Source organism: Amycolatopsis japonica (assembly GCF_000732925.1).
Classification (GTDB): Bacteria; Actinomycetota; Actinomycetes; order Mycobacteriales; family Pseudonocardiaceae; genus Amycolatopsis; species Amycolatopsis japonica.
In genome coordinates, this window is record NZ_CP008953.1 from 737467 (window position 1) to 758592 (window position 21126).

Genomic DNA, 21126 nt, shown 5'->3' on the forward strand with positions numbered 1-21126 from the left:
GGCAATGAACACCTGAGCAAAACGGAGTGGCGTTCCCGGATAACCGCCGAACGGCGTTCGCAGGTGTCGGAAGAGCATGCGCGGGAGGCCATGGCGCTCACCGCGGCCGCCGCTCGGCTGCCCGGTGAAATTGTGTGTGCCTATGTTCCGTTCGGTACCGAACCGGGTTCGACGTCACTGCTTGATCAACTTCTGGACCAGGGCAAACGGGTGCTGCTGCCGATCGTCCCCGACGCGCCGGGCCCGCTGGAGTGGGCCGTCTACGAGGATCCGTCGAGCCTCGGACCGGGACGGCTGCGGGGGTTGCTCGAGCCGACCGGACGCCGCCTCGGTCCCGACACGCTGGGGACGGCCGATCTGGTGCTGATCCCGGCGCTCGCCGTCGACGACGCGGGTGTCCGGCTCGGCCGCGGCGCCGGGTACTACGACCGGTCGCTTTCCTTCGCCGCGCCCGGCGCGGCACTGATCGCCGTCGTCCGGGACGCCGAACTCGTGCGCGAGTTGCCGGCGGAACCGCATGACGTCCGCATGACCGGGGTACTGACCCCGGAGCAAGGCTTGGCGCCGCGCCCGGTAATAGACTGACGCCCCGACGCAGTGGTTCAGAAAGGGCACAATGAGCTCTGACGCGCACCTGTCCGATCATTTCGCCGAAACGCTGTCGAAAATGCGTTCCGCGGGCGCCCACGCCATGGAGCTGGCGGCCCTGCGACGGCGTCTCGAGCAGCTGACCGAACCCGGCGCCGGTGAATTGCCGGGAAACGAACTCGAACCTCTCGATGACATCAGCAGGCTCGTGGATCTGCCGGAGCCGGACACCGAAGAAGCGCGCCGGGTGCTGGACCGCACCGCCGTTCTGAAGCTCAACGGCGGGCTCGGCACGAGCATGGGGCTCACCGGCCCGAAATCGCTGCTGGAGATCAAACCGGGGAAGACGTTCCTCGACGTCATCGCCATGCAGGTGCTTTCGACGCGGGAGAAGTACAACGCGCGGCTTCCGCTGATCCTGATGAATTCGGCGGGCACCCGCGAACCTTCGCTGGAGTTGTTGAAGAAGTATCCCGATCTCGCCGACGACGCCATCCCGGCCGACTTCCTGCAGGGGCGCGAACCGAAGATCACCGCCGACGGGCGGCCCGCCGCCTGGCCCGCGAACCCGGAGCTCGAATGGTGCCCGCCGGGGCACGGCGACATCTACGTCGCGCTCGCGGTGAGCGGAATGCTCGAAACCCTGCTGGCGGAGGGAATCCGCTGGTGCTTCGTGTCCAACTCCGACAACCTCGGCGCGCTCCCGGACGCCCGGATCGCGGCGTGGCTGGCGAAGGAGGACATCCCGTTCGCGATGGAGACGGTGCTCGGCACCGCGGCCGACCGCAAGGGCGGGCACCTCGCGCGGCGAGCGGGCCGGATCGTCCTGCGTGAATCCGCGCAGGTCCCCGACGGGGACGACTCGTTCGGCGACGTCGCCAAGTGGCGTTTCTTCAACACCAACAACATCTGGTTCGATCTCGAACGGCTGAAGGCGCTGCAGGACGCGGACCCCGCCGCGCCGCTGTTGCCGCTGATCGTGAACCGGAAGACCGTCGATCCTGCCGACGCCACCAGCACGCCGGTGATCCAGCTCGAAACGGCGATGGGCGCGGCGATCGGTTCGGTCGAGGGCGCGCGGGCCATCGAGATCCCGCGGACCCGGTTCGCGCCGGTCAAGACCACCGACGATCTGCTGGTCGTCCGGTCCGACGCGTACGTGCTCGACGACGGCGGGGAGATGGTCCCGGAGTTCACCACCACCCCGCCGGTCGTGTCGCTGAGCAAGGAGTTCTACAAGCTCCTTCCGGACTTCGACGCGCGTATCCCCGTCGCGCCGTCGCTCAAGGAGTGCACGAGCCTCGCGGTGGACGGCGACGTCACCTTCGGAAAGGACGTCGTCGTCCGGGGCGATGTGAAGATCACCGGGCCGAAAACCATCGCGGACGGCGAAGTCCTCTAGCTCCGCTGGGCGATGAACACGTACTCGCGTCCTGGACGGTCGGGGGCGTCCCGGACGTCCAGGACGCGAAAACCGTGTTCCGCCAGCAACGACTCCAGGTCTTCGCGTTCGCGGAACCACAACGTCGAGTCCGAGGTGACGACCTCGCCGTCCGGGAACCGGTAGCTGTACCGGAACGACACGAACGGCAGGTTCACTTCGGTGACCTCGCGCCACTGCTCGACCTCGCCGACGCCGGGGACGTCGATGGTGTCGTGTGCCGTGTCGGCCGCCCAGTCCTCCCACACTCGGCGTCCGGGGCGCCGGATCTCGAAGACCAGGTGACCGCCCGGCACCAGCGCGGCATGGACGCCTTCGAGAGTCCGGCTCCATTCGTCGTCGGTCAGGAAGACCTGGGCCACGTTCCCGGTCATCACCGCGAGATCGGCTCCCACATCGCCCGCCGCTTGCGCGTCACCATGGATCCAGGTGATCTTCCCTTCCGGGTATTTGGCCTTCGCGACGTCAAGCGACGCCTTCGCGGGATCGACACCGACGACCTCGATTCCGCGCGCGGCCAAGAGAACGGCCAGGCAACCGGTGCCGCAGCCGACGTCGAGCACTCTCTTGGCCCCGAGTTCGCCGATGATGCCGAGATAGTGGTCCAGGTCGTCGCGAGCGCCGTCGAAGGCGTCGTAGATCGGTGCGAGCCGGGCGTGGGCGAAGAGCGCGTCAGGCATTCGGCGACGATAGTTCCGGGACGCGTGCGGGAGCCACGGATTTACGGTCGCGCCGCCACGCCCGTTCTCCCAGCGACGCCAGGAAAGCGGGCAACAGCACGCCGCGGACCAGCGTGGCGTCGATCAGGACGGCGACCGCCATCCCCACGCCCATCATCTTGTACTCGATCGCGCTCAACGTGATGAAGACGCTGAACACGCCGACCATGATCACCGCCGCGCCGCTGACCACGCCGGCGCTCGTGCCGGTACCGCGGACGATCGCGGCGACCGCGCCTTCCGCCCGGCGTTCACGGATCCGGCTGAGGATGAAGATGTGGTAGTCCATGCTCAGCCCGAGCAGCAGGACGAACATGAACATCGGCAGCCAGCCGACGACCCCGCCGTAGGGGGCGAATCCCAGCAGGGAAGCGAAATGGCCGTCCTGGAAGATCCAGGTGAGCACGCCGTAGGCCGCGCCGATCGACAGCAGGTTCAGCACGATCGACACGAGCGCCACCGGCACCGATCGGAAAGCCAGCAGCAGCAACACGAACGCCGCCAGAAGGACGAACCCGAAGACCAGCGGCATCCGCTCGACGACCCGGTCCGCGAAATCGCGGGCATTCGCCGTCCGGCCGGACACCGCGTACTCGACGCCGTCCACCTTCCCGATCGTCTCGGGGAGTACCTCGGTACGCAGCTTCGCGAGCGCCGTATCGGATTCCGCGTCCCGGCCGGCGCCGGAGAGCGGGACCCGGACGACCACGGCCTCGTCGACGCCCGCGACGGCGATGGGTTTGTTCAGCACGCCGGAGGTTTCCCTGATCCGCCGTTCGAGATCGGTGATCGCCGACCGCAGGGCCGGGCTGTCGACCGGGCCACCGTTCTCGGCCGTCAGCACCACCGTGGCGGGGTAGACCACGCCGGGGAAGGCCGCCTGGGTGCGGACTGCGGCGTCGATCGCGGGCAGCGACCGCGGCAGGCTTTCCGCCGGAGTCGGATCTTGCAGGCGCATGCCGAGCGCGGGCAGCGTGAGCAGGATCAGCAACGCGGCTCCCAGCCCGCCCCACAACGCCGGCCGCCGGGTGACCACGCGGGCGGTCGCGGACCAGAACCGCGACTTATCCGCCGTGGTGCGCCGCTCGCCCAGCCAGGGAATCCGGCCGCGATCGACCTTTTCGCCCAGCAACGAGAGCAGCGCGGGCAACACGGTGACCGAACCGAGCACGGCGAGGCCGACCACGAACGCCGTGCTGATCGCGAGGCCGGTGAAATTGTCGAGCCCGGTGAACACCAGCCCGCTCACGCACAGGACGACCGTGAGCCCGGAGACGACCACGACGTGCCCTGACGTCCGTGCGGCGATCCGGGTCGCGGCGTCGATCGAGTGCCCGCGTGCGCGCTCTTCCCGTTGCCGCCTGAGGAAGAACAGCGAGTAGTCGACGCCGACCGCCATCCCGATGAGCAGGGTGATCACCGTCGTCGCGCTGTTGATCGGGGTGAAGTCGTCGACGACGGAGAGGAACCCGAACGTCGCCGCGACGCTCGTGCCCGCCAGCAGCAACGGGACCGACGCGGCGACCAGCGCCCCGAAGACGATCAGCAGGATCACCAGCGTCAGCGGCAGGGAAAGGAGTTCCGAGCGTTTGACGTCCTCGCGGATGCCCTTGTCGACCACGGTCGACAGGCTCAGATCTCCGGACTGGCTCAACCGGACCGACGGATGCCGGGCGGCGACCTCGGCCACTCGCGCCGTCGCGGTCTCGAAGTTCGGGCGGATGTCCTTTTCGCCGCCCGCGATGGAAAACCCGACGAGTCCGGACGCGCTGTCGGCCGAGATCCGTTCGGCGTCGGCCAGTGGCGAGCGGACGTCGGTGACCGAGCCGCTCCTGGTAAGCGTGATGACCAGGTCATCGGTCGCCCGCCGGAGTTCTTCGTTCGCGGCGAACGGCGGCGAGCCTGGTTCCTTGGCCTCGACGAGGACGTTTTCGCGGAACGGGTCGAAGGTGTTTTGCGCGTTCAAAGCGGTCTGGGCGCGGCCGGATTCGCCGGGATCGGTGCTCCGGCGGCTGTCGCCGTCCATCAGCGTTCCCGAGAGCAGGGCGACGGCCACGAGGGCGACCCAGCCGGCGAGGGTGACCGCGCGGTGCCGCATGGACCAGGCGGCGATCTTTTCGGGCAGCATGAACTACAGTCCTTTACGTGAAGGAGTGAGATGCCTCGGGCGAGGTTTTGCTTCTTCTTCCTGGGCCGTCGAGTTGCCGCTCGGCGGCCCAGGGTCTTTCACCGGTGGTCAGTCGACCTCCTTGAGGATCCGCTCGACCGTGCCCACGCTCTTCCGGAGATCCGCGAGACGTCCGTCGAGTTCGGTCAGTTTGCGTTCGGTCTCTTCCTGCGCCTGGACGGCTTTCTCGGCGAGCCTGCGGTATTCCTGCTCGCGCGCGAGCGCGCCCCTGGCCCGGATGGTCGCGCCGAACTGCCACACGACCACCGTGATCACCACGGTGAGGAACACGAAGATGCCGATCAGCCCGGCGACCTCCTGCCATTGATGCCAGTTCACGATCGTTCCCCCTCGTCACCCGGTGCCGGTGTGCTCAGCGTCGGTGCCGCGGCGGCGATGGTGTCCGGGCTCAGCTCGACCAGGAACGGTTTCACCTCGTAGAACTTCATCGCCTTCCCGTCCTCCGACAGCTCCAGTGCGGCCGACACGAGCCCGGCCGCCTCCAGTTTGCGCAGGTGGAGCTGCAGCAACGCCCGGCTGATGCCGAGCTCCCGCGCCAGCTGGCTGACATACGCGCGCTCCGCACGCAGTGCTGCGACTATCCGCAGCCGGTGCGGATTCGCCAGCGCCCCCAGCAGCCGCAGCAGCTCGTCGCCGGACGGTCCGGTGGCGGTCATGCCGAGCTCCTGCACATGCCAAAGAAATCTAGCAGGTGCTGCCTTCGTCTACCAGGTGCTCGAGCCAGACGTTCGGCTCCGTGTAGACGCCGACGTCCAGCGCCGAGGAAGCGAGCACCGGCGCGATCCCGCCCGGCACGGCCGTGAGACCGTCCTGGAGTTCGACGCCGGTCCACGCCTTCCACTGGGCGAAGGTGCCGGTGACCGTCATCGCGAACGGCGCCACTTTCCGGAACCGGGCGCCGAGCCGTTCATGCGTGCGCAGCCACGGATCCTCCGGCAGCCCGTCCGCGCGACGGCGGGCGATGTAGTCCTCAAAGGACAGTCCTGGTTCGTTCTCCTTCCCAGCCGGGCGGACCGGCACGACGAGTTTGCGCATCCCTGTTTCCGAAGCGCGTTTTTTCAACGCTTCCAACGCTTTTGTGGCCAGGCCGCCACCACGGCGGCCTGGCGCGACCATCACTTCGAGTGCGATCAACGTATTCGTCTCACGGGAGCTCAGCAGGTCTTCCGCGGCCCAGATCAGGGCGGCGTCCCAGCCGTGGTCCGGCAGTTCCGGGCGTTCGGCGGTCGGGAAGCCGACCGGGACGGCGGCGGTTCTCGCCACGGGAACGCCGTCTTCCAGCAGCACGAGGAAGTATTCCGGCCAGCGGGCGGCCAGGTGGGACGACTTCGCCAGCAGTCCGGCCAGACCGTACTGGAGGAATTCGCCGCCGACGCCGCCGAGGCCGAGCGCGGGCTCGCGCAGTTCGGGCCTGGTGGCCAGGTCTTCGATCACGATCATGTCCTCAGTAGACCCGAGGACACGCGATTCTCACGAGGTGGTTTTCGGGCACGGTGTCATCCGTGCGGAGTGGTACTGATCAGCGCACGGGCAGCGCGCGGCGCCGTCCGGTGATTCCGGTGGTGTTGAGGTTGGCGCGCTCGCCCGCGGAGTGGCCGTCGAGATAGCCACTGCCGGACAGCCGCCTCGGCGGCGCCGAGCGCAGGTCGCCGTATTGCTCGTCGTACGCCTGTTTGACCATCGCCGTCCGATCCTGGATCACCAGTTCGGCCGAGCGGTGACCGGCGGTGGCCGTATGGGTCCGGGCCGCGGTGTCCTCGCTGTTGCGGAGCCGTTCGTAGACCGCGCCGGAGAATCCGTGCAGCCACGTCCGCCGGTACGCGGCCAGCGATTCGCCCGCGAACACCCGGTTCTCCGGGCGGACCCTGGTCAGCTGGGTGGTCGCCTGCAGCAGCAGGCTCGTGTACAGCAGTTCCGTCCGCTCCAGATCGGAGCGGAAACCGAACACCGTCACCGCGGTGACCGATTGGCCGAGCCGGTGCAGCAGGGCCCGGCAGCGCAGCGGATGCGCGATGTTCGTGAGCAGGCCCGCCTTGTCCCGGCTGTACGGGTTGTCGATCGGGATCTTGATCTGGGTGATCTCGTCGGCGGTCGCCCCGGAGGCGGCCAGCAAGGCCTGATCGATGCCGTACCGGGCGATCAGTTCGGCGGCCTTGGTGTTGTACGACTCGGCTTCGGCCTCGGTGACCGCCGGGTCCTCCGCCTTCGCGAGGAGTTTCCGGACGCGCGCGAGCAGCGTGTCATGGTCGGGCATGGTCCTCCTTCCTGATTGGGTTGGAGCGGATCAATCTAGGAGAGAGGTCCGACAATATTCGGACGAGAGGTCCGGATCCCGGTGAGGGGGCGGTATGTCGGTCGACGTGTCGGTGGTCGGTTCCGGACCGAACGGGCTCGCGGCGGCGGTGCTGCTGGTCAGGGCGGGGCTGACGGTCGAAGTGCACGAAGCGGCCGAAGAGATCGGCGGTGGGACGCGCACGGTTTCGCTGTTCGACGACGAGGTCCGGCACGACATCTGCGCCACCGGACATCCGCTGGCCGCGGCGTCTCCTTTCTTCCGTTGGTTCGGCCTCGCCGAGCACGGTGTCGACCTTCTGCGGCCGGAGATCGCGTACGCGCATCCTCTCGGCGGTGACCGGGCCGGTCTCGCGTACGAAGATCTCGACCGGACCTGTGACGCCCTCGGCGTGGACGGCCCCCGGTGGCGCCGTCTGCTGGGTCCGCTGGCCGAACGCAGCCGTGAACTGGCCGATCTCCTGCTCGGAGACCTTCGCCATCCGCCTCGCGACCCGCGCGCCGCGGCCCTCCTCCCGGCCAGGATCGCGCTGCTCGCGTCCGGTTCGGAACGCCGCTTGTTCGCCGGCCCGGAAGCGCCCGCGCTGCTCGCCGGGGTTTCCGCGCACGTGATGAGCCGCCAGCCCTCACTCGCGGCGGCCGGTGCGACACTGCTGCTCAGCCACCTCGCGCACTCGACGGGCTGGCCGATCGCCCGCGGCGGAAGCCGGACGATCACCGAGGCGCTCGCCGCCGATCTCCGCGCCCGCGGCGGACGGATCCACACCGGAAGCAGGATCACCGATCTGCGGCGACTGGCGAAGTCGCGCACGGTGATCCTCGACATCGCCCCGCGCGGTTTCCTCGACATCGCCAGCGGGCTGTTGCCGCCGCGCTACCGGAAGGCGCTCGAGGCCTACCGCTACGGACCCGGCGCGGCGAAGGTCGATTTCCTGGTGTCCGAACCGGTTCCGTGGGCGGCGCCGGGGGTCGGCAAGGCGGGCACCGTCCATCTCGGAGGCACACGAGACGAGGTGTACGCCGCTGAAAACGCCATCGTGCGCGGAGAAGATCCGGACGACCGGTTCGTGCTCGTGTCGGATCCGATGGCGATCGACCCGTCCCGCGGGTTGCCGGGCAAGCGGCCGGTGTGGGCGTATTGCCATGTGCCGCATGGGGATCCGCGAGACGTCACCGAGCTCGTCCGGCGGCGCATCGAACGGTTCGCGCCCGGCTTCTCCGACACGATCCTGGCGAGCCGTTGCGTCACCGCGCCGGAACTGGAGGCCTACAACGCGAACTATCCCGGTGGCGACGTCGCGGCCGGCGCGGTGAATCTGCGGCAGGTACTCGGGCGGCCGGTCGCCCGATGGAATACGCACCGGACGCCGCTCGGCGGTGTCTTCCTGTGTTCGGCAGCGACGGCACCGGGCCCCGGCGTGCACGGGATGGGCGGCTGGTACGCCGCGAAAGCCGTGCTGGGGAGGGATTTCGAGCGGGTGATTCAGGAACCGCGGGGTCGTACGAGTCCCGTTTCGTAGGCCATCACCACGGCTTGGGCGCGGCTGGAGATCCGGAGCTTGGTCATCAAGCGGTTCAGATGCGTTTTCACCGTGGCCTCGCTGACCAGCAGGCTCCGGGCGATGTCCGCGTTCGGCATGCCGGTGCCGACGAAACGCAGCACCTCGATTTCGCGTTCGGTCAGCCCGGCCAGCACGGGCGGGGCCGCCGGCTTTTCCGGCGGGCCCTGGGTGAAGGCCTCCACGAGCCGCCGCGTGATGGTCGGGCCGAACAGCATGTCGCCGCGCGCGACGGCGTGGATGCCGGCGATCAGGGTCTCCGGAGGGCTGTCCTTGAGCAGGAAACCCGCCGCGCCCGCGCGTAACGCCGTGTAGACGTATTCGTCGAGGTCGAACACCGTCAGCATGAGCACGTGCGGCTTTTCCGCCCCGGTGTCCGCGAGGATCCGCTCGGTCGCCTTCACTCCGTCGAGTTCGGGAAGCCGGATGTCCATCAGGATCACGTCGGGACGCAGTTCACGAGCCTTCTCGACGGCTTCGAGCCCGTCTCGCGCCTCGCCCGCGACCCGGACGCCGGGAACGGCTTCGAGCAGGGCGACGAATCCCGCCCGGACGAGATCCTGGTCGTCGACCACCAGCACACTGGTCACCGGGCTCGCTCCTGCGGCAGATAGGGAAGGGTCAGTTCGATCGCGAAACCACCGGATCCGGCCGGTCCCATTTCGATCGAACCACCGTACATTCTCGCCCGTTCACGCATTCCGATGAGGCCATGTCCCGCCGGATTCGGTGGTGGTGTCCCTTCGGACGCGGAATTGCGCACACTCAGCACGAGCGCGTCCTCGCCGTATTCGAGGACGAGTTCCACGATCGCCTCATCCGCGTGTTTCAGCACGTTGGTAAGCGCTTCCTGCGCGATTCGGTAGGTGCACAGCTGCTGCCCCGGCGGAAGTCGTCGCGGTTCGCCGATGGTCCGCGTCTTCACCGTGAGGCCGGCTTCACGCACACGGGTGACCAGTGCGGGAAGGTCGGCGAGGCCGGGCTGGGGTCGGTATTCGTAGGTTTCGCGCTGAGGCGGGCGTAGTACGCCGAGCAGTCGCCGCAGTTCGTCGAGTGCTTCGGTCGTGGTCCCGGTGATGGTGTCCAGCGCGGTGCGCGCGGTGTCCGGGGAGGATTCGAAGACGTACCGCGCCAGATTCGCCTGCACTGCGATCACCGAAATGTGATGGGACACGACGTCGTGCAGCTCGTGGGCGATGCGGATGCGCTCCTCGACGACGGCCTGTTCCGCTTCGAGCCGGATCTCCCGTTCCGCGCGGACGGCGCGTTCCAGCCTCCGGTCCGCGCGCAGGTGGCCGAGCCGTTCGGGGATGGTCGGCGGGATGGTCTTGGGCGGCGAATACCGCGCCCACACCGTGTACGCCGCGATGAACGCCGAGGGTTCGCCCAGCGTGGCCTGGTAACCCAAGGCGGTGTAGACGGTCATGAGCGAGACCGAGGCGAGCAGGACCCCGATCGGATGACGGCGGCGCACGATCAGCGGGAGGGCGATGAGCACCGCGAGGACGACACCCGCCCCGGCCGGGTCGCCGAACGAACCGCCGCGGGGTGCCGCGCCCAAGGCGAGAAGGGTGGCCGCCGCCGCGGTGATCAGGCAGTCGGTGAGCAGCGGCCGTGCGCGGAGGAGAGAGAAGAGGGACGGCACTTCCGCAAGTTACCGTCGCGGCGAGAGGGCGCCCAATTCCTGCAACCAGCGCGGTATTCATCGCGCCATATACCGCCAAGGTTTACCCCGGCTTCCGACTCGCGGGGATTCCGCTCGGTGATCGGTCCGGATAACGTCGGAACAGGATGGATATTCCATTCCCCGAACTCGGCGAAGAGGATGACCCGCTCCGGGTAAGAGGGCCTTCGGGAGGGGATATCCGGAACAGGCCGCCTCTTCGCCGAGCCTCAGCCCAGATAGGCGTCCAACGTGACGGCCAGCGCCCGCTCCGGTGTCGGCGCGAAGCTCGCGCCCGCCAGGCCGCCCCAGAGCCACAACTGGGCGAGGCCGTGCAGTGACGCCCACAGCGACGACGCGAGCAGCCGCGGATCGGTCGCGGGATGCCAGCCGCCTTCCTGCACGTCCTCGACCAACGCGGCGAAGAAGTCGAACACCGCGCTGCTCACCCGCGTGAGCTCGGGATCGTCCGGATCGATGAGATCGCGGCGGAACATCAGCTCGAACATCGCCGGATTGGCCAGCGCGAAATCGAGGTAGCCGTGGCAGGCCGCGATGAGCCGTTCGCGGGGTGTCCCGGCCGGCAGGTCGGCGCCGCGTTCGAGGAGTTCGACGTAACCGCGGGTGGCGACCGCCGAAAGCAGCGCCGCGCGGCCGGTGAAATGCCGCAGCGGCGCGCCGTGCGAGACGCCCGCCGCTTTGGCGATCCCGCGCAGTGTCACGGCGCCGACGCCTTCTTCGGCCAGCAGGGCCGCCGCGGTGTCGATCAGGCGGGTTCGGGCGCCCACGACCGGGTCTCCTCGAGAACGGGCAGCAGGTCGGGGCGTTTCGGCAGGAAGCCGTCGCCCGGCTGGCGGCCGATGAGCCGGTTGCGGAACCGGCTGACCGCGACCGGGAGGACCTCCCTGGTCAGCCAGCGCAGATCCGCGCGCAGGCCGGGCCGTCCGGCCGAACCGGGCAGCGGGGCGAGCCAGGCCGGGTCGTGGGAGACGTCGAGCTTGCCGAGAACGTGTGCGGCCAGGCGCCGGTGGCCCTGCTCGGACAGGTGCAGCCGATCCGGGCCGAAGTAGCGGGAATCCTGCGCCGCGTCGTCCGGCCAGAGGTCGACCAGCGTCGCGCCGTAGCTGACGGACGCCTCGCGGACGGCGTCGTTCAACGCGACGATGCGCGGGCGCATGCGGTGGCCCATCGGCATGCGGTGCGAGATGTCGCTGAGGGTGAAGGTGACGACCCGCGGCGCGATCTCGGTGCAGGCGCGGATGGCGGTGTCGACGCGGCGGGCGACCGTGCGCGCGTCCCAGCCGCGGCTCATCACGTCGTTGCCGCCGCCGAACAAGGCGATCAGATCCGGCTGGAGCCTGGTCGCCGCCGGGGTCTGCTCGGCGTGGATCTGGTCGAGCCTGCGCCCGCGGACCGCGAGATTGGCGTAACGGAAACCGGGCTCGTCCTCGGCGAGCCGGTGCGCGACGAAGTCGGCCCAGCCGCGGTAGAAACCGCCCGACGGATGCGGATCGGCCAGCCCTTCGGCGCAGCTGTCGCCGAGCGCGACGAAACGTTGGTAGCCCATCCAGATCTCCGTAACCGCGAGTTCACCTTGTAGACACTGTCTATCAAACCGATGTAGACGCTGTCTACTCAGCGGTCGAGACGGTTCCGATGGGTGAAGGCGACGGCGCGCCGCGGATCGCCGTCCGGGAGCACCCGGCACAGCGCGTCGACGATCTCCAGGTCGTCGGCCCCGCACGGGGTCTCCCAGTACGACCACAACGCCGACGCGTCCCCGCTGCCGAGGACGACCCGCCGGACCGACGCGGTGACGGCCTCGCGCTCCTCGCGTACGGCGGGCGACTCCGATTCGGCGAGCAGTGGACCGCGGAAGGCGTCCGCCGCGGCCGCGACGTCGCCTCGTTTGAGCGCCGCGCGGACGCGTAGGAAGTCGGCGTCCACCTCGGCGGAAAGCCGGTACGGCCGCGTCTGCACGATGTCCGAACCGAGCCGCGTCCGGAGCCGGTGGATCTCCGCGCGCACGGTCACCGGATTACCGCTCTCGCCGTAGAGCAGCAGGGCCAGCCGCTCCGCCGAGAGGCCGCCCGGGTTCAGCGCCAGCAGGGTGAGGATCTCCGCGTGCCGCAAGGTGAACGGCACCTCGCGACCGTCCACTGTGGTCGACGGTGGCCCGTCGGTGAGGAACTCCAGCGCGAGCCGCGGCCGCCGCGACGCGCCCCGGTTCCGCAGGCGCAGCAGGTAGCCCTCGCTCAACGGCTCCACTGTGCCCAGCCGCCCGTCGGGCAGGGTGACCGCGCCACCGCCGGGCCTGATGTCCACAGTGGAGGGAAGGTCGCCGCAGGACTCGGCCGCCAGCACGCGGCCCTTCGCCGAGAGCAGTGCTCCCGGCGCGCCACGCAACGCTTCCAGATGGGTCATGTTCGCGGCCCGCAGCCGCTCGTCGCGCATCGCGAGCCGGGCCCGCAGCTGGCCTTCGGCGAGCTGGGCGGCCGCCGTGACCAGCGCGAGCATCGCGGGATGGACCGTCCGCAGCGGACCGCTGACGTCGATCGAGCCGAGCAGCGCGCCGGTCTCCGGATCGCGTACGGGCGCCGCCGCGCAGGTCCAGCCGTGATAGGTCCGCACCAGGTGCTCGGCCGAATAGATCTGCACCGGCTCCCCGGTGGCGAGCGTGGTGCCCATCGCGTTCGTGCCGATGACGTCCTCGCTCCAGCGCGTGCCTTCGGCGAGCATCACGCCGTCCGCGCGCCGCAACACGCCCGCGGCGCCCTCCCGCCACAGGATGTGCCCGGCCGCGTCGGTCACGATCATCATGTGCTCGGCGTCGTCGGCGATGCTCACCAGCGTCTGCCGCAGGATCGGCAGGACCGGGGCCAGCGGATGCTCGTCGCGCAGCCCGTTCACCTCGCCGGAGTCGTAGACGAGCGGGGCGACGCCGGTGTCCGGATCGACGTGCGCGGCGAGCGAGCGATTCCACGAAGCGGACACGATCGACCTGGGGGAACGCGGCGCGGGAACCCCGGAGAGGACGGCGTCGTGGACGTCCTTCAGCAGCCGCGCGTACGCCTGGGGGTCACGCGGCGAGGACTCTCCAGCGGGCCGCTCTGCCACGTTTCCGAGAATAGGTGACCGCGCTCACTTCGTTGCAACGTGCGTGCAACCTCACCCGCCCTAGCTTCGCCGTCATCCGCCACCCCTAGCGATGAGGCAGGAAAGATGGCCAAGTACGCGGCACCGAACACCGAAGGCAGCGTCGTCAGCTACGAGTCGCGCTACGACCACTACATCGGAGGCGAGTACGTACCGCCCGCGAGCGGTCAGTACTTCGAGAACCCGACCCCGGTGACCGGACAGGTGTTCACCGAGGTCGCCCGCGGCACCGCCGCCGACATCGACCGCGCGCTCGACGCCGCCGAAGGTGCGGCAGCGGCCTGGGGCAGGACGTCGGTGGACGAGCGCGCGAACGTGCTGCTCCGGATCGCCGACCGGATGGAACAGAACCTCGAAGCGATCGCCGTCGCCGAATCGTGGGAGAACGGCAAACCGGTCCGCGAGACCCTCGCCGCCGACATCCCGCTGGCCATCGACCACTTCCGCTACTTCGCCGGCGCCCTGCGCGCCCAGGAAGGTGGCATCTCCCAGATCGACGACAACACCGTCGCGTACCACTTCCACGAGCCGCTCGGTGTCGTCGGCCAGATCATCCCGTGGAACTTCCCGCTGCTGATGGCGGTCTGGAAGCTCGCGCCCGCGCTGGCCGCGGGCAACGCGATCGTGCTGAAACCCGCCGAGCAGACCCCGGCGTCGATCCACCTGCTGATGTCGCTCATCGGCGATCTGATCCCGCCGGGCGTGCTGAACATAGTCAACGGTTTCGGCGTCGAGGCGGGCAAGCCGCTCGCGTCGAGCAACCGCGTGCGGAAGGTCGCGTTCACCGGTGAGACCACCACCGGACGGCTGATCCTGCAGTACGCCAGCGAGAACATCATCCCGGTCACCGTCGAACTCGGCGGGAAGAGCCCGAACATCTTCTTCGACGACGTCGCCGCCGCCAACGACGCGTTCTACGACAAGGCGCAGGAAGGCTTCGCGCTCTTCGCGCTGAACCAGGGCGAAGTCTGCACCTGCCCGTCGCGGGCGCTGATCCAGTCCGGTATCTACGACCGGTTCCTCGGCGACGCCGTCGAGCGGGTCAAGAAGATCAAGCAGGGGCACCCGCTCGACACCGAGACGCAGATCGGCGCGCAGGCCTCGAACGACCAGCTGGAGAAGATCCTTTCCTACATCGACATCGGTCAGAAGGAAGGCGCGAAGATCCTCACCGGCGGCGAGCGCAGCGACCTCGGCGGCGAACTGTCCGGCGGGTACTACGTGCAGCCGACGGTCTTCGAGGGCGACAACAAGATGAGGATCTTCCAGGAGGAGATCTTCGGCCCGGTCGTCTCGGTGGCCAGGTTCGACGACTACGCCGACGCGCTGAAGATCGCCAACGACACGCTGTACGGCCTCGGCGCCGGTGTCTGGTCGCGCGACGGCAACACCGCCTATCGCGCCGGCCGCGATATCCAAGCGGGCCGGGTGTGGGTCAACAACTACCACGCGTACCCGGCGCACGCGGCCTTCGGCGGCTACAAGGCGTCCGGGATCGGGCGCGAGAACCACAAGATGATGCTGGACCACTACCAGCAGACCAAGAACATGCTGGTGTCCTATTCGGACAGTGCGCTCGGGTTCTTCTGATGGCCGAGCGGGTCGGCTTGACACCGGCCGCCGCGGATCTGCTGCGGCGGCTGGTGTCGCTTCACGGGCCGGTGATGTTCCACCAGTCCGGCGGATGCTGCGACGGGAGCGCCCCGATGTGCTACCCGGCGGGCGAATTCCGCACCGGGGCGTCCGATGTCCACCTTGGTGACCTGAGCGTCGAAGGCGTCGACGACGTTCCGGTGTGGATGTCGGGCCCCCAGTTCGAGTACTGGAAGCACACGCATCTGACCATCGACGTCGTCCCCGGCCGAGGGAGCGGATTCTCCTTGGAGGCGCCCGAAGGGGTCCGTTTCCTGATCCGGTCCCGGTTGTTCAGCGACGAGGAATCGGCCGAGCTGAACGGCCCAGCAACGCGATGAGCCGGGCGCCCGGTCCGGCGTCCGGCGGTGCCTCGACAGCGTGGTCGAAGGCGCCGCCGGGCCCGCGGACCGGCGTGACGTCGGGATAGCGGCCCGCCACCTTCAACGCGGCCGTCGCGAGCTCGTCGTCCCAGCGGTGTTCACGGCCCAGGGCGGTGTTGAGGTCCCAGTCGTGGGTGAGCGTGTCGACGAACAGCACGGCCAGCGCGTTCTTCCCGGGGAGCGGGCCGAAGCTCCCGAAATCGAAAGTCTTCTCCAGCGCTTCGCCGTCGAAGGCCGCGAGGAACTCGGCGGAACTCGCTTCGTATGAGCCGGCGAGTTCGTCGTCGGCCGACGGCCGGCTCTTCATCGGGTGGCCCGTCGCCTGCGCGGTGCGGGAATCGTGCCCCTCGATCAGGTGTTTCACGATGTCACGGACGGTCCACTCGGCGCAGGGGGTCGAGCGGTCCCAGTCGTCCGCGCCGATTCCGGCGATCGTGGCTCCGGTGGCCCGATGGGCCCGGGTGGTGAGTGCGATGAGATCCATAGCGGCAATGTATACGAACGATCGTGCTATCTTCTAGAGGTGAACACTCTCGAAGTGAACGAGGTCTTCGTCGGGCGTCCGTCGGTACTGGGGACGAAGCGCGACGTCCCGGTGTACAGCGCCATCGCGAAATCGCGGGTGGAGACGCCGTTCCTGGATTTGGACGAGATCAATCTGGCCGGCGACGACCAGGCCGACCGCACCGTCCACGGCGGCGTCGACAAGGCGGTCTACGTCTACCCGGCGTCGCACTACGCCGCCTGGGCGGAGCAGGGTTTCCCGGTGTCCGCGGGTGATTTCGGGGAGAACGCCTCGGTGACGGGCGCCGACGAGTACGACGTCCGGGTCGGCGACGTCTGGGCCTGGGGAGACACGCTGGTCCAGGTTTCGCAGCCGCGGACGCCGTGCTTCAAGCTCGCGATGAAGACCGGGCGCAAGGACGTCATCCCGGCGATGATCGATTCCGGTCGCAGCGGCTGGTACCTGCGGGTGCTGCGGACGGGCGTGGTGCCCACGTCGGGACGGATGACGCTCGAAGAACGCGATCTGATGAGCCCGACGATCGCCGAGGTGTATGTCGCGTCGTTCACCAACGTCGCCCAGCTCGACGACGAGCGGCGGGACGCGTACTGGGCCCTGCTGGACCGGGTGCTCGCGGCGCCGTCGCTTTCCCGGCAGTACCGTGACGGCCTGGCATCGGCGAAGAAGCGGCGAGAGGAACGGAATGCCGGTTGACGGCCGGGTGGCCCGCGGTGACGCGACGAGGCGGATCGTGCTTCGGCGCGCCGTGGACATCGCGTCCGTCGAGGGGCTCGACGGGTTGTCCCTCGGCAGGCTCGCCACCGAATTGGACTTGAGCAAATCCGGGGTGTTCGCCCTGTTCGGTTCCAAGGAGGAACTGCAGCTCGCGGCGGTCGAGACGGCGAGCGCGATCTTCGCGGAGAACGTCGTCGAGCCGACGCTCGAGGTCGAGCAGGGGATCGCGCGGCTGCGCGCCTTGTGCGCGAACTGGCTCGACTACTCGGAACGCCGCGTGTTCCCGGGCGGCTGTTTCTTCTTCAACACCGGCGCCGAGTTCGACGCGCGGACCGGCCGGGTGCACGACGCGGTCGCGAACGCGAGCCGGGCCTTCGCCCAGTTCATCCGGTCCACCGCCGTCGAGGCGCGGAAGGCCGGGCACCTGCGTGAGTCCGTCGACGTGAACCGGCTGGCCTTCGAGCTGCACGCGCTGGGGCGGGCCGCGAACGCCGATTCGGTGATGTTCGGCGGTACCGAGCCCTACGCGCTGGCTCGGGCCGCCATCACCGCCCGCCTCGACGCCGCGGCCGTGCCATGAAAGGTCCTTTCCTCGCAAATTTCGCAAGGAAAGGACCTTTCATCGCACGCTACTTCCAGTCGACCTGCGTGGACCGGTAGAAGTCGATGCCCTGCTGAACCCACCGCGGGCTCTGCTTCGCCAGCCGGAGCCGATAGGCGTCCCAGGTGCGGGAATCCTTCGGCGACCACCCGATCTCGGCGTAACCCGGCAGCCGCGGGAACGCCATGAACTCGATGTGGTCACTGGTGATCAGCGTTTCCGACCACAGCGGCGCCTCGACCCCGATCACGTTCTTCTCCGTCACGCCCTCCAGGTACGTGGCCGGATCCCAGTCGTACCCGGTCTTGACCTCGATCAGGCCGGCCCAGCTCAGCCCGAGCGGCGTCTGCGGGTGGTACTTCATGTCCAGGTACGCCTTGTTCGCGGGCGACATCAGGATCTTGTTGCCCCGGGCCGCCGCGGCGGCGACGTTCGCGTCCGTCCCGGTCGTGCCCCAGAACTGCGGGACGGCCGAAACCGGCGGATTCGTCTTGGCGATGTCGTGCCAGCCCGTGATCGTCTTGCCGTACTTCGCGACGATCGGGTGCACCTTCGTGGCGAAGGTCTGGTAGTCGGCCGGGGTGGTCGAGTGCGCTTCGTCGCCACCGATGTTGATGTACTTCCCGGGGGTGATCGCCGACAGCTCGCGGATGACGTCGTCCACGAACTTGTAGGTGATGTCCTTGCCGATGCACAGCGAGCTGTAGCCGACCTCGATGTCCGTGCGCGGCGGTATCGGCTTGCCGTCGCAGTTCAGTTCGGCGTAGGAATACTGGGCCGCGTTGGTGTGACCCGGCATGTCGATCTCGGGAACGATCGTGATGTGCCGCGAAGCCGCGTAGCGCACCAGGTCCTTGTACTGCTCCTGCGTGTAGTAACCGCCGGGAGCGCCGCCGACGGCCGTCTGGCCGCCCACGGTCGCCAGCTTCGGCCAGCTCTTGATCTCGATCCGCCAGCCCTGGTCGTCGCTCAGGTGCAGGTGGAGGTTGTTGATCTTGTACTGCGCGATCTGGTCGATGTACAGCTTGACCTGGTCCGGCGTGAAGAAGTGCCGGGCGACGTCGAGCATCGCGCTGCGGTAGCCGAAGCGCGGATAGTCGAGCACCGTGCCGCCCGAGACCACCCACGACCGCTTCTGGACGGTCTTCGCCTCGATCGCCGAAGGAAGCAACTGACGCAGCGTTTGCACGCCGAGGAACAGGCCCTCGTCGGTGTTCGCCTTCAAGGTCACGCCGGAGGGCGACACCTTGAGCTGGTAACCCTCGCTGCCGACGCGGTCGCTCGCGTGACCGGTTTCGAGCGAGATGGCCGGGCCGCCGCCGCGGTGGCCGCTGACGACGGGCAGCCGGTAACCGGTGGCGGGCCGGAGCAGGCCCGCCAGGTATTCGGCGACCTGCTTGCCTTCGCGGTCGGTGCGGATGACGGTCGCGGGGCCGAGGCGGAAGTTCGCGCGGGGGTCGGGTTTCGCGTCGACCGGCGCGGGGACGACGTCGGTGACGGTCCGTTCGGCCTTCGCGTGCTGTCCCGCGCTCGCCGTGGCGGGCAGCCCGAGCGTCACGAGGCTCAGGACGGCCACGCCGAGCACGGTTCTGGACAGGCGTTTACTCATGGAGCACCTCCGGTCGGATAACTGGAGACTCTCTTCCCTGAGAAGGTATAGACCAATAGGGCAAAGCCGACAACACCCGATCGGACCAGTACGCCGTACCGATCATCGGTCACTCGCCGCGCAGAACCGCTTTCAGGGCATCGAGAACGCTCGCGTCCTCGATCGTCGACGGCACCTGTTCGTCGCGGCCGTCGGCGATGCCGCGCATGGTCTTGCGCAGGATCTTCCCGGACCGCGTCTTCGGTAGCGCGTCCACAATGGACACGTCACGGAACGCGGCGACCGGGCCGATGTCGCGCCGCACCAGCGCGACCAATTCGGCCTTGAGCGTTTCGGCGTCGATGTCGGCGCCCGATTTCAGCACCACGAAACCGCGCGGAAGCTGCCCCTTGAGCTGATCGCGGACCCCGATCACGGCGCATTCGGCGACGGCGGGATGCGACGCCAGCACGGCCTCCATGGAACCGGTCGAAAGCCGGTGCCCCGCGACGTTGATGACGTCGTCGGTGCGGCCCATGACGAACAGATAGCCGTCTTCGTCGACGTACCCGGAGTCACCCGTCAGGTAGTGGCCTTCGTACCGCGAAAGATACGCCTCGTGATACCGCTCGTCGTCCTGCCACAACGTCGGCAGCGATCCCGGCGGGAGCGGCAGTTTGATGGCGATGGCGCCCTCGCGCCCGGCGGGAAGCGGATCGCCGGCTTGGTCCAGGATCCGCACGTCCCAGCCCGGCACCGGTTTCGTCGCGGAACCGGGTTTGACCGGCATCGGTTCCAAACCACGCGGATTCGCCGCGATCGGCCAGCCGGTCTCGGTCTGCCACCAGTGGTCGATCACCGGTACGCCGAGCTTGTCGTGCGCCCAGTGATAGGTCTCCGGATCGAGTCGTTCCCCTGCCATGAACAACGTCTTGAATCCGCTGAGCTGGTATTTTCCGATTTCGACGCCGTCCGGATCGACCTTCTTGATCGCCCGTAGCGCGGTCGGCGCGGTGAACAACGCCTTCACCCCGTGATCGGAGATGACGCGCCAGAACGCGCCCGCGTCCGGGGTTCCGACCGGTTTGCCCTCGTACATGACCGTCGTCGCCCCGATCAGAAGCGGCGCGTAGACGATGTAGGAATGGCCGACGACCCAGCCGACGTCGGACGCCGTCCACCACACGTCGCCCGGCCGGATGTCGTAGATCGCGCTCATCGACCAGGCGAGCGCGACCGCGTGCCCGCCGGTGTCGCGCACGACGCCCTTCGGCTTCCCCGTGGTGCCGGAGGTGTAGAGGATGTACAGCGGGTCGGTGGCCGCGACCGGCGCCGGATCGGCGAGGGAGGCGTTCGCGACCAGTTCGGCCCAGTCGGCGTCGCGCTCACCCAGGTCGGCGCGGGCGCGTTCCCGCTGCAGGACCACGACCTTGGCCGGCTGGTGCGCGGTGCCCGCGAGCGCCTCGTCGATGATCGGTTTGTACTCGACGATCCGCGTCGGCTCGATCCCGCACGACGCCGCGACGATGACCTTGGGTTTCGCGTCCTCGATCCGCGCCGCGAGCTCCTTGGGCGCGAAGCCGCCGAAAACGACCGAATGCACCGCGCCGAGCCGGGCGCACGCGAGCATCGCGACCGCCGCTTCGGGGACCATCGGCATGTACACGATGACGCGGTCGCCCTTCCCGACACCGAGGGAGGCGAGCGCGCCGGCGAAGCGCGCGACTTCGTCCAGCAGTTCCGCGTAGGTGAACCGGCGAACCGAATCGGTTACGGGCGAATCCCAGATCAGCGCGGTCTGCTCGCCGCGGCCGTCCCGCACGTGCCGGTCGAGCGCGTTGAACGCCGTGTTCAGCTCCCCGTCCGGGAACCAGCGGTAGAAGGGCGCTTTCGACGCGTCGAGCGCCTGCGTCGGCGTGCGGGTCCAGTCGATCGCCTGTGCGGCTTCGAGCCAGAAACCCTCCGGGTCTTCGAGGCTCCGCTGGTACGACTCGGCGTGCATCGAATGCTCCTTCGCGTTCGGGTACGGGGACCATCATGGACTTCCGAACCGGCCGATGCCTGGTGGTAACGGCG

The 21126-nt window shown here is 68.7% G+C and carries 21 protein-coding genes; 7 read left to right on the forward strand and 14 right to left on the reverse strand.

The window, feature by feature from the left end; genetic code table 11:
- Positions 1-12 precede the first annotated feature (12 nt).
- The gene (locus AJAP_RS03720; RefSeq protein WP_084098564.1) at positions 13-585 is read left to right on the forward strand and encodes a 5-formyltetrahydrofolate cyclo-ligase; all 573 of its coding nucleotides are present in this window, start codon (positions 13-15) and stop codon (positions 583-585) included.
- Between the two features lie 31 nt (positions 586-616).
- Positions 617-1990 carry a UTP--glucose-1-phosphate uridylyltransferase gene (locus AJAP_RS03725; RefSeq protein WP_038508180.1) on the forward strand — a complete coding sequence of 458 codons (1374 nt, stop codon included), beginning with the start codon at positions 617-619 and terminating at the stop codon, positions 1988-1990.
- Here AJAP_RS03725 and AJAP_RS03730 read toward each other — a convergent pair.
- The 6 genes from AJAP_RS03730 to AJAP_RS03755 all read right to left on the reverse strand — a co-directional run bounded on the left by AJAP_RS03730 (position 1987) and on the right by AJAP_RS03755 (position 7190).
- A complete protein-coding gene (locus tag AJAP_RS03730) occupies positions 1987-2709 on the reverse strand; it encodes a class I SAM-dependent methyltransferase (RefSeq protein ID WP_038508182.1) in 723 nt (240 codons plus the stop codon). The genes AJAP_RS03725 and AJAP_RS03730 overlap by 4 nt on opposite strands.
- Positions 2702-4876, reverse strand: a complete 2175-nt coding sequence (locus tag AJAP_RS03735) for an MMPL family transporter (RefSeq protein WP_038508183.1) — start codon at positions 4874-4876, stop codon at positions 2702-2704. Before AJAP_RS03735 ends, AJAP_RS03730 begins: the two co-directional genes overlap by 8 nt.
- Before the next feature lie 108 nt (positions 4877-4984).
- A complete protein-coding gene (locus AJAP_RS03740) occupies positions 4985-5254 on the reverse strand; it encodes a hypothetical protein (RefSeq protein WP_038508185.1) in 270 nt (89 codons plus the stop codon).
- Positions 5251-5592, reverse strand: a complete 342-nt coding sequence (locus tag AJAP_RS03745; RefSeq protein WP_038522344.1) for an ArsR/SmtB family transcription factor — start codon at positions 5590-5592, stop codon at positions 5251-5253. The genes AJAP_RS03740 and AJAP_RS03745 overlap by 4 nt, the downstream gene beginning before the upstream one ends.
- A 28-nt stretch (positions 5593-5620) precedes the next feature.
- Entirely contained in the window at positions 5621-6376 is a 756-nt protein-coding gene (locus AJAP_RS03750) for a GNAT family N-acetyltransferase (protein ID WP_084098027.1), read from the reverse strand.
- A gap of 79 nt (positions 6377-6455) precedes the next feature.
- Positions 6456-7190, reverse strand: coding sequence for a DUF2786 domain-containing protein (locus tag AJAP_RS03755; RefSeq protein WP_037340562.1), 735 nt, complete (start codon positions 7188-7190; stop codon positions 6456-6458).
- A gap of 94 nt (positions 7191-7284) precedes the next feature.
- Here AJAP_RS03755 and AJAP_RS03760 point away from each other — a divergent pair, with 94 nt between their 5' ends.
- A complete protein-coding gene (locus AJAP_RS03760; protein ID WP_038508189.1) occupies positions 7285-8748 on the forward strand; it encodes a phytoene desaturase family protein in 1464 nt (487 codons plus the stop codon).
- On the opposite strand, the gene AJAP_RS03765 is transcribed toward AJAP_RS03760, so the two are convergent.
- The 5 genes from AJAP_RS03765 to AJAP_RS03785 all read right to left on the reverse strand — a co-directional run bounded on the left by AJAP_RS03765 (position 8712) and on the right by AJAP_RS03785 (position 13567).
- Positions 8712-9377 carry a response regulator gene (locus tag AJAP_RS03765; RefSeq protein WP_038508190.1) on the reverse strand — a complete coding sequence of 222 codons (666 nt, stop codon included), beginning with the start codon at positions 9375-9377 and terminating at the stop codon, positions 8712-8714. The genes AJAP_RS03760 and AJAP_RS03765 overlap by 37 nt on opposite strands.
- Positions 9374-10432: a sensor histidine kinase gene (locus AJAP_RS03770; protein ID WP_038508191.1), complete on the reverse strand. Its 1059-nt coding sequence runs from the start codon at positions 10430-10432 to the stop codon at positions 9374-9376. The genes AJAP_RS03765 and AJAP_RS03770 overlap by 4 nt, the downstream gene beginning before the upstream one ends.
- 248 nt (positions 10433-10680) lie before the next feature.
- Positions 10681-11238 carry a TetR/AcrR family transcriptional regulator gene (locus AJAP_RS03775; RefSeq protein ID WP_038508192.1) on the reverse strand — a complete coding sequence of 186 codons (558 nt, stop codon included), beginning with the start codon at positions 11236-11238 and terminating at the stop codon, positions 10681-10683.
- On the reverse strand, positions 11217-12017 hold the full coding sequence (locus tag AJAP_RS03780) for an SGNH/GDSL hydrolase family protein (RefSeq protein WP_038508193.1): 801 nt from the start codon (positions 12015-12017) through the stop codon (positions 11217-11219). Before AJAP_RS03780 ends, AJAP_RS03775 begins: the two co-directional genes overlap by 22 nt.
- Before the next feature lie 68 nt (positions 12018-12085).
- Positions 12086-13567 carry a helix-turn-helix domain-containing protein gene (locus AJAP_RS03785; RefSeq protein ID WP_038508194.1) on the reverse strand — a complete coding sequence of 494 codons (1482 nt, stop codon included), beginning with the start codon at positions 13565-13567 and terminating at the stop codon, positions 12086-12088.
- Between the two features lie 105 nt (positions 13568-13672).
- Here AJAP_RS03785 and exaC point away from each other — a divergent pair, with 105 nt between their 5' ends.
- Positions 13673-15196: an acetaldehyde dehydrogenase ExaC gene (exaC, locus tag AJAP_RS03790; RefSeq protein ID WP_037340578.1), complete on the forward strand. Its 1524-nt coding sequence runs from the start codon at positions 13673-13675 to the stop codon at positions 15194-15196.
- Entirely contained in the window at positions 15196-15579 is a 384-nt protein-coding gene (locus AJAP_RS03795; protein ID WP_038508195.1) for a DUF779 domain-containing protein, read from the forward strand. Before exaC ends, AJAP_RS03795 begins: the two co-directional genes overlap by 1 nt.
- Here the strand turns inward: AJAP_RS03795 and AJAP_RS03800 are convergent.
- Positions 15533-16105 (reverse strand): TIGR03086 family metal-binding protein, encoded by a 573-nt coding sequence (locus tag AJAP_RS03800; RefSeq protein WP_038508197.1) that lies wholly within the window; start codon positions 16103-16105, stop codon positions 15533-15535. The two genes, AJAP_RS03795 and AJAP_RS03800, sit on opposite strands and share 47 nt — an antisense overlap.
- 39 nt (positions 16106-16144) lie before the next feature.
- On the opposite strand from AJAP_RS03800, the gene AJAP_RS03805 reads away from it, so the two are divergent.
- Complete coding sequence (locus AJAP_RS03805) at positions 16145-16840, forward strand: MOSC domain-containing protein (RefSeq protein ID WP_038508198.1); 696 nt, start codon at positions 16145-16147, stop codon at positions 16838-16840.
- Complete coding sequence (locus AJAP_RS03810; protein ID WP_038508199.1) at positions 16830-17441, forward strand: TetR/AcrR family transcriptional regulator; 612 nt, start codon at positions 16830-16832, stop codon at positions 17439-17441. Before AJAP_RS03805 ends, AJAP_RS03810 begins: the two co-directional genes overlap by 11 nt.
- Positions 17442-17490: 49 nt before the next feature.
- Here AJAP_RS03810 and AJAP_RS03815 read toward each other — a convergent pair whose 3' ends face one another.
- Together AJAP_RS03815 and AJAP_RS03820 are read right to left on the reverse strand one after the other, a co-directional pair.
- A complete protein-coding gene (locus AJAP_RS03815; RefSeq protein WP_038508200.1) occupies positions 17491-19071 on the reverse strand; it encodes a beta-N-acetylhexosaminidase in 1581 nt (526 codons plus the stop codon).
- A gap of 109 nt (positions 19072-19180) precedes the next feature.
- Positions 19181-21052, reverse strand: a complete 1872-nt coding sequence (locus tag AJAP_RS03820) for a propionyl-CoA synthetase (protein ID WP_038508201.1) — start codon at positions 21050-21052, stop codon at positions 19181-19183.
- Positions 21053-21126: the final 74 nt, after the last annotated feature.

Coding starts and splice junctions, on each gene's coding strand:
- AJAP_RS03725 (WP_038508180.1), top strand. CDS start 617: ATGAGCTCTGACGCGCACCTGTCCGATCATTTCGCCGAAACGCTGTCG.
- AJAP_RS03730 (WP_038508182.1), bottom strand. CDS start 2,709: ATGCCTGACGCGCTCTTCGCCCACGCCCGGCTCGCACCGATCTACGAC.
- AJAP_RS03735 (WP_038508183.1), bottom strand. CDS start 4,876: ATGCTGCCCGAAAAGATCGCCGCCTGGTCCATGCGGCACCGCGCGGTC.
- AJAP_RS03745 (WP_038522344.1), bottom strand. CDS start 5,592: ATGACCGCCACCGGACCGTCCGGCGACGAGCTGCTGCGGCTGCTGGGG.
- AJAP_RS03750 (WP_084098027.1), bottom strand. CDS start 6,376: ATGATCGTGATCGAAGACCTGGCCACCAGGCCCGAACTGCGCGAGCCC.
- AJAP_RS03755 (WP_037340562.1), bottom strand. CDS start 7,190: ATGCCCGACCATGACACGCTGCTCGCGCGCGTCCGGAAACTCCTCGCG.
- AJAP_RS03760 (WP_038508189.1), top strand. CDS start 7,285: ATGTCGGTCGACGTGTCGGTGGTCGGTTCCGGACCGAACGGGCTCGCG.
- AJAP_RS03780 (WP_038508193.1), bottom strand. CDS start 12,017: ATGGGCTACCAACGTTTCGTCGCGCTCGGCGACAGCTGCGCCGAAGGG.
- exaC (WP_037340578.1), top strand. CDS start 13,673: ATGGCCAAGTACGCGGCACCGAACACCGAAGGCAGCGTCGTCAGCTAC.
- AJAP_RS03795 (WP_038508195.1), top strand. CDS start 15,196: ATGGCCGAGCGGGTCGGCTTGACACCGGCCGCCGCGGATCTGCTGCGG.
- AJAP_RS03800 (WP_038508197.1), bottom strand. CDS start 16,105: ATGGATCTCATCGCACTCACCACCCGGGCCCATCGGGCCACCGGAGCC.
- AJAP_RS03810 (WP_038508199.1), top strand. CDS start 16,830: ATGCCGGTTGACGGCCGGGTGGCCCGCGGTGACGCGACGAGGCGGATC.
- AJAP_RS03815 (WP_038508200.1), bottom strand. CDS start 19,071: ATGAGTAAACGCCTGTCCAGAACCGTGCTCGGCGTGGCCGTCCTGAGC.
- AJAP_RS03820 (WP_038508201.1), bottom strand. CDS start 21,052: ATGCACGCCGAGTCGTACCAGCGGAGCCTCGAAGACCCGGAGGGTTTC.